The organism is Sporolactobacillus nakayamae, assembly GCF_900113325.1.
Lineage (GTDB): Bacteria > Bacillota > Bacilli > Bacillales > Sporolactobacillaceae > Sporolactobacillus > Sporolactobacillus nakayamae.
In genome coordinates this window covers 20,793-27,197 of record NZ_FOOY01000034.1, presented here as the reverse complement: position 1 = coordinate 27,197, position 6,405 = coordinate 20,793, and the positions used below count along the sequence as shown (strand labels likewise).

9 protein-coding genes and 1 rRNA gene are annotated in these 6,405 nt (G+C 42.9%); all 10 read right to left on the bottom strand.

Features of this window, described 5'->3' with window-relative positions:
• Window positions 1–210 (bottom strand): 16S ribosomal RNA (locus tag BM003_RS16425); the annotation flags it as partial.
• A gap of 637 nt (window positions 211–847) precedes the next feature.
• A complete protein-coding gene (locus BM003_RS16420; protein WP_093674715.1) occupies window positions 848–1,501 on the bottom strand; it encodes a DUF1801 domain-containing protein in 654 nt (217 codons plus the stop codon).
• Window positions 1,502–1,816: 315 nt separating this feature from the next.
• Window positions 1,817–1,978, bottom strand: coding sequence for a hypothetical protein (locus tag BM003_RS17780; RefSeq protein ID WP_177184847.1), 162 nt, complete (start codon window positions 1,976–1,978; stop codon window positions 1,817–1,819).
• Between the two features lie 43 nt (window positions 1,979–2,021).
• Window positions 2,022–2,174 (bottom strand): hypothetical protein, encoded by a 153-nt coding sequence (locus BM003_RS17775; RefSeq protein WP_177184846.1) that lies wholly within the window; start codon window positions 2,172–2,174, stop codon window positions 2,022–2,024.
• 15 nt (window positions 2,175–2,189) lie between these two features.
• Window positions 2,190–2,381: a hypothetical protein gene (locus tag BM003_RS16415; protein WP_093674714.1), complete on the bottom strand. Its 192-nt coding sequence runs from the start codon at window positions 2,379–2,381 to the stop codon at window positions 2,190–2,192.
• A gap of 10 nt (window positions 2,382–2,391) precedes the next feature.
• Window positions 2,392–2,547 carry a hypothetical protein gene (locus BM003_RS17770; protein WP_177184845.1) on the bottom strand — a complete coding sequence of 52 codons (156 nt, stop codon included), beginning with the start codon at window positions 2,545–2,547 and terminating at the stop codon, window positions 2,392–2,394.
• Between the two features lie 233 nt (window positions 2,548–2,780).
• A complete protein-coding gene (locus BM003_RS16405) occupies window positions 2,781–4,700 on the bottom strand; it encodes a PTS fructose transporter subunit IIABC (protein WP_093674713.1) in 1,920 nt (639 codons plus the stop codon).
• Between the two features lie 271 nt (window positions 4,701–4,971).
• Entirely contained in the window at window positions 4,972–5,319 is a 348-nt protein-coding gene (locus BM003_RS18030; protein WP_093674712.1) for a hypothetical protein, read from the bottom strand.
• A gap of 51 nt (window positions 5,320–5,370) precedes the next feature.
• Window positions 5,371–5,532: a hypothetical protein gene (locus tag BM003_RS18025; protein ID WP_245734337.1), complete on the bottom strand. Its 162-nt coding sequence runs from the start codon at window positions 5,530–5,532 to the stop codon at window positions 5,371–5,373.
• On the bottom strand, window positions 5,519–5,623 hold the full coding sequence (locus tag BM003_RS18165; RefSeq protein ID WP_342742025.1) for a hypothetical protein: 105 nt from the start codon (window positions 5,621–5,623) through the stop codon (window positions 5,519–5,521). Before BM003_RS18165 ends, BM003_RS18025 begins: the two co-directional genes overlap by 14 nt.
• Window positions 5,624–6,405 lie beyond the last annotated feature (782 nt).

Here is a 6,405-nt window from a genome sequence, read left to right as displayed (position 1 = left end):
CTTTCAACCCTGCACCATGTGGTGCAGGGGATCATTCGGTATTAGCTGCGGTTTCCCACAGTTATCCCAATCTGACAGGCAGGTTACCCACGTGTTACTCACCCATCCGCCGCTCACATCCGGGAGCAAGCTCCCTTCAATGCGCTCGACTTGCATGTATTAGGCACGCCGCCAGCGTTCGTCCTGAGCCAGGATCAAACTCTCCAAAAAGTGTCTTGCTTTATAACACAGTTTTGTTTCAGTTCCAAAGGAGCGGATCTTCCGCTAAAGTCATGCACGTCCTGTGCATAACGCGGAAGTCACCACATCCTGTGGAAGTTCGTTCATAAGATCCATAGCAATTTGAATTTATCAGGGGTTAAACCCTTTTTAAATCACGCTTGGCTTTTGTTTAGTTTTCAAGGAACATTCTTCGTTGCATCATTCCTAACAGCAACCTTTAAATAATAACATGTCTCCATCAGGAAGTCAATACTTTTTTTCGTCGTGTTTCAGCGACAAGAAATATCTTAACACGTATGAAATATCTCGTCAACACATTTTTTTGTCGTGATAAAACCCAGTAAGTTACATCATAAATGGAAAGCAAAAAACAATTTGGATCCCGTCTAAAGACGGTGGGTATAGATCCCGTTTTCGGAAACCAAATGAAGGACAGTCGCTGTCAAACTGAGCTACCCTTTTTTTACTATAAGAAAATTTAAAATTCAGCGGAGTATAGTATAAGCGCAACTAAGTCTTCGCCTTTGCCAGAGGCTTGGCGAAGACAAGTTTTCTAATGTTTACGAAAAGATGGATTAATCCTTCGAAAGACGCTGTCACTAAAGTCTTAATGCTTGAGTGACCTTCATCGGTAAAACTTGTGCGAGCCATCGCAATTAGGCATTTTCTTTGAATGACCGCAAACACAATCCATTAATCCTTTGCCGTTAAGAATTCTCTCCATCGACTTTTCAATCCGTGACACGCGCGTTGCCGACCGTTTAGCATTAGAAAAATAAAGAAAATAAGCTTTTTGCCGTCCTGCCGTCAACGCATCAAAAGCTGTCTTCAGCTCCGGCATTTCATCAAACTTGCTTTTCAGTTCTTCAGGAATACCGACATCCGGACGCTCTTTAACCTCTACGGTTAAACCCGCCTTTTCAACCTCAATCGCTTCACGAATATAAGCTTTCAAGATAGCTTCCATTTCAATGATTTTCTGAACATTGGTGAAGCGAATCTGGCGTGCCGCCTGAACATTCTCCGTCTGCTGAACAAGAATACCCTGCGCATCCTTCAACAACGCACCTTTATGTAACAGCAGCGCGCAATAATCTTTAAACCCGTGAATCAACACAACATTTTTCCCATTAAAAGTGTAACACGGATGCATCCACTTAAAATCTTCAGTCAGCCCGCAGTCAAGCACCATCGCCCGGAGCCGCTCATAGCATTCCATCCACTTGCTTGGCTTCTGTAAAAATTCATCAACCCTTGGGTTCGTTTTGTCATCGGTCATCGAGGAACACCTTTCTGTTCAATAATTCAGGGAACGAGCCGTCAAAATGAATAACTATAAAAGTGAGCGTATCATAGGTGCGGTCAGATGGTAAACAACTTTGTCTTTTTCTGGTACATTCATTGGCGTTCGGGGGTTAAAATAATGGCGTTGGTGGTACATTTATTGGCGCGTCAGTAGTTATGAAACAAGAATACGCAATCCCATATACTTTTACCGATACTGTCTTCTTTGTGTTGCCATTAATAACTCCCTATTTGTCCCTATATCAATGTTCATGATCTCCACATCAAAGGCTTTAAAACAAGCAGATCCTCATGATTTGCCCGTGATCGCTTTTAACACCGCATCATTTCCTATTCGTTTTATCCTGGCTTGATTTCTGCACTCAAATATCTTGTGACCAATTTTCATGTTATAAAAGCTGGCTTTCACTTCAAATTCCTTTAATAATTCTTTTTTGCTAATTAGCTCCACATTCATCCCTCTTAGACTGGCTAATTTAAAAAAATAGGCAGATTTATTCCGGTATGACGAATTCACCATCCTTGATTCTTTTCAATAAGTCTTTCGCTTGATATGCAGCATCAGGAAAATCATTTCTTAATCTTTCAGAATCAGCCGCTACTTCTAAAGCCTCTATTACTCTGCCTGCTTCAATGATTCGGTGCAAGAAACTGACCCTTGTTCAAGTACCGCTTTCGTCTTTATCAGGTCCTTCACCATTATTATAGATTTCTTCAATTAATTTTGTTTTTTTATTGCGGTCGCGCAATTCATCAATTCTTCTTAAGAATGCTTCCATATAAAGAGTGACAAACCAAAGCCCCGCGGAACGATATGCGTTAATAAACTGTTTTTTAAACATTTGTTTTTTCATAAATAGTACCTTAACCTTTCTTACCGGATTCATCTGAATAGTACTTGTTATCCCAAATAAACATTCTCATTGTGCCACTCCAAGTAATGCCGATCTGGAAGTTGATCACCGCATTCAGTAACAACAGCCAATTTGCTGCCGTGAAAGGCATAATACTCTTTGCCATTGCCGAAATTTTCTTTTATATGATGACTCACTGCTACCGTTAGAGAATCATCGAGGGTGATATAACCACGGTCAAACAAAGTGTGAAAATCGCTTCTCAAGTTCTGCAGCGGACTTCCACCGCCTAGCTGTCATCAATGCCTGGCGGACTGAAAAAACCGGCCATTGGCCGGTTTTTTCTGTGCTCCTATATATATTTTTTGCATCCTATACATCTTCACTTGCTCCATTATATTAATCTGTTACTCGCTGTACCTGCTTTGTCCGCTTCTCCAAGGGGTTTTTCCAGAAGCCGATAATCAGACCGGAGATCACAGCACCGATTAGAATCGCAGTGATAAACAAAAATGGTTGATTGCTCAGGGCAACTACGAAGATACCGCCATGCGGTGCTGGAATGTTGACGTTCCATAATTGCGTCAGAGCACCCGCGGTCGCTGAACCGACAATGCTTGATGCGATAATCCGCAGAGGATCGGACGCAGCGAACGGAATGGCACCTTCAGTAATAAAAGATAGCCCAAGAACATAGTTCGTGATTCCTGCTTTACGCTCTTCTTCATTAAATTTCGCTTTGAAGAAAGTTGTAGCTAGAGCGATCGCAAGCGGGGGAACCATGCCGCCAGCCATTACTGCGGCCATCATCAACCCACCGTTTGACGCGCCACTGGTAAATACGCCGATCGCAAAAGTATAAGCTGCTTTGTTTACAGGGCCGCCCATATCAACAGCTTGCATTCCGCCAAGGACAAGGCCAAGCAATACAGCGTTCCCCGTGCCGAGATGACTCAGTGCGCCGATCATGCCCGTATTGATCCATGTAAAGATTGGATCGAGAATGTAATACATGAGACCGCCGGTAATAAGTAAACCGAACACTGGATAAATTAGAATTGCTTTCAAACCGTTTAGCGTTTTGGGAAGGCCGGTAAATACTTTTTTCAGGAGGATAATGACCCATCCGGCCAAAAATCCGGCAGCAAGGCCGCCAAGAAATCCGGCGTTCGCTGAGTAGGCCATAAATCCTCCGACAACACCGGGCATTAAGGCGGGACGGTCGCCGACGCTGACGGCGATATAGCCGGCCAAAATCGCAATCAGAAAGTGAAAGGCACCGGTTTGTCCGCCGGCAACTGCACTCAGCATTTGATACACTGTATTGTCCTTGCCTAAATGTTCAAACATGAAGGAGATGGCGAGTAAAATACCACCACCGACAACAAAGGGGAGCATATGAGAAATACCGTTCATCAGGTCTTTATATATTCTGCTCCAAACGCTGTTTGCACTGTCTGTTTCAGTAAAGCTCGCGCCGCTTTCTGCATGGTACACCGGTGCCTGACCATTCAATACTTTTGAAATCAATTCTTCCGGTTTGCGGATACCATCGCTGACTGGCGTCTGCAGTACCTTCTTGTTGTCAAAGCGGGCCATCTCCACTGTTTTGTCCGCTGCTACAATGACTCCGGCCGCGCGTGCGATTTCATCGCGGGTGAGCACATGCTTCGCACCGTCAGCGCCATTTGTTTCAACTCGGATCGAAACACCCATCTCTTCGGCTTTTTTCTTCAATGCATCTTCTGCCATATAGGTATGGGCGATGCCTGTGGGGCATGCGGTGACCGCAACGACAAAATTTTCATTGGCTGTCACTTCCGAAGCCGTCTGGGAAGCTTCCTTCTTTTCCACTTCTTCTTTTTCAGCCTGCTTTTCGTCAAATAACTGAGCAACTTCTGCCGGTGTCTCGGCTTGTTTCACTTTAGCGACAAACGCCTCATCGATCAGCAATCTAGAGAGCGCTGCCAATGTTTGTAAATGAACATTGGCTGCTCCCTCCGGTGCGGCAATCATAAAGAAGAGATTAGAGGGTTTGCCGTCAAGCGCTTTGTAATCAATGCCCTTCTTGCTACGTCCGAACACAACAGTTGCCTTGTTGACCGCTTTGGTTTTCGCATGCGGCATAGCAATACCGTTATCGATTCCGGTACTCGATTCCACCTCTCTCTTCAGAATCATTTCTTTGAAGAGCTTTGGATCATTGATCCTCCCGTTCTTCTCCAGGCTGGCGACGAGCTCGTCAATGGCGTCGTCTTTTGTTGTCGCCTGCATATCCATCACCATTGCATGCTCAATCATCAGATTGGTAATCTTCATTTTGTATTCACTCCTCATGTTCTTAGATGACAGCGTCATCGAATCGTGCAGATGGTGACAATTAATGCTCTATAAAAATAAAATAAATTGAGTTTTTCAACAGCCATGCATCAGACAACGGCATTAGTTTTATACTTTATCCTCCCACCCATAGATAACAGGGTAAGTTACTTTCGGCAAGGATTTCAAATACGGAACACTGTCACGATTGAAACCGATTACATTTAATGTTGATATAAAATGAAACTATTAATCGACTTTCTCAGAGCCATTATTTTAACAGGCGTGAGCGATCAAACGGATACTTCATTCTCCATTGATTTCGAACGTTTGTTAAGATATCCATGCTATCTACCGACAATGCAAATTCGCCGTCATCATGTCCTTGGTCAATATATCTTTGCATGCCTTGAACTTCGTATTGCAGGGCAAGTGATGTATCTCCAGCAGTGATCACTTCATGTGTTTCAGTATGCGCGGCTTCTGTGGCTCGCGGGTAATTCGATATTTCAATACATCCCTTGGTGCCCGAAATCACTCCGCGTTTAGGCTGTTTGGCACACATTGACAGGGCCATAACAGCTAGTTGATCATCTGGATTTTTTAAGATGATGCCCAATTGTTCATCTACACCTGCTTCAAAATAGTTAACTGTTGTCAGAACATTTGGCTACGCTTTCAAAAATGAATGTGCGAAGGCTGTGGCAAAACCGCCAATATCGAGTAGCGCGCCACCCGCTAAATCCTTATTATTAAGGAAGCGATTTTTAGCATCGTAATCTTTTAAACTGCCGGAATTGACCCGCTCTTTTACTTTTTTATACAGCGGCATGTGTAATAACCGTTAAGCACTCGGTCACAATCAATCCTTTTTCATCAGCAAGTTGCTTAACATGATTTAATTGTAGAGAATTAACTGTTATTGTTTTCTCAGAGAAAACATGTTTGTTTGCCTGCAGGGCCTTGATATATCTACATTAGAATCTTTAAGTAAATCCGGATTAGAGAATGTGTGCTAACTATTTTTCTTTTTGCTAAATGCTTGTAGTGCTGCTTCATTCACATCGGTTCATCCGCCATTTCATGTGCAATCCATACGGTGCCAGTCATGGCCCAGTTATACTTTTCACCTTTTTCATCATTATTGACCCTTTTTTCTGAGTCTGCCCAAATGGTTTGCGATACTCAATCTTTAAAGAATGTTCGATCGAGAGCCTCACTTCCTCGCTGTTCAAAATGAAAATAAATTTAACTTTTAAATACATATTGTAACTATTTTTAATATAATCAATCAAATATTTTTTGTCAATAGAAATCTGCGACTCATAAAATTGTCACAAACACTCCGAATCTTACTGTCACTGACGCCACTGTTCAGCAGCCGGACAGTCGCAATAATCGAATAGTGATCTAAAGTTTACGTCCACCAAAATCAAAAGATCTTTCAAGGGGCAACACCAAATCGAAACGGTGGTGAATTACATGTGGTCGATCCGCCAGAAGGATTTCCCGTCCCTACAATGCCGGAAATTCCGATTGAACACAGTCCTGAATTAACGGATTTACATGCTTAAATGCCGGTAAGGCCACTCAAGCAGCCGTGAACAAGCTCTATAAATGATCTGGTCAACTTTCCTGTTCGTATAAGGATACTTTTAAATGATTGCATTAACTCGCGCGAACTGTGTAAAATAAAATTAGATCA

What these genes read in the sequence shown, in the direction of transcription:
- BM003_RS16420 (WP_093674715.1), bottom strand. Translation starts at nt 1,501, where the DNA reads ATGACCGATGACAAAACGAACCCAAGGGTTGATGAATTTTTACAGAAG.
- BM003_RS16415 (WP_093674714.1), bottom strand. Translation starts at nt 2,381, where the DNA reads ATGAAAAAACAAATGTTTAAAAAACAGTTTATTAACGCATATCGTTCC.
- BM003_RS17770 (WP_177184845.1), bottom strand. Translation starts at nt 2,547, where the DNA reads ATGGCAAAGAGTATTATGCCTTTCACGGCAGCAAATTGGCTGTTGTTA.
- BM003_RS16405 (WP_093674713.1), bottom strand. Translation starts at nt 4,700, where the DNA reads ATGAAGATTACCAATCTGATGATTGAGCATGCAATGGTGATGGATATG.
- BM003_RS18025 (WP_245734337.1), bottom strand. Translation starts at nt 5,532, where the DNA reads ATGCCGCTGTATAAAAAAGTAAAAGAGCGGGTCAATTCCGGCAGTTTA.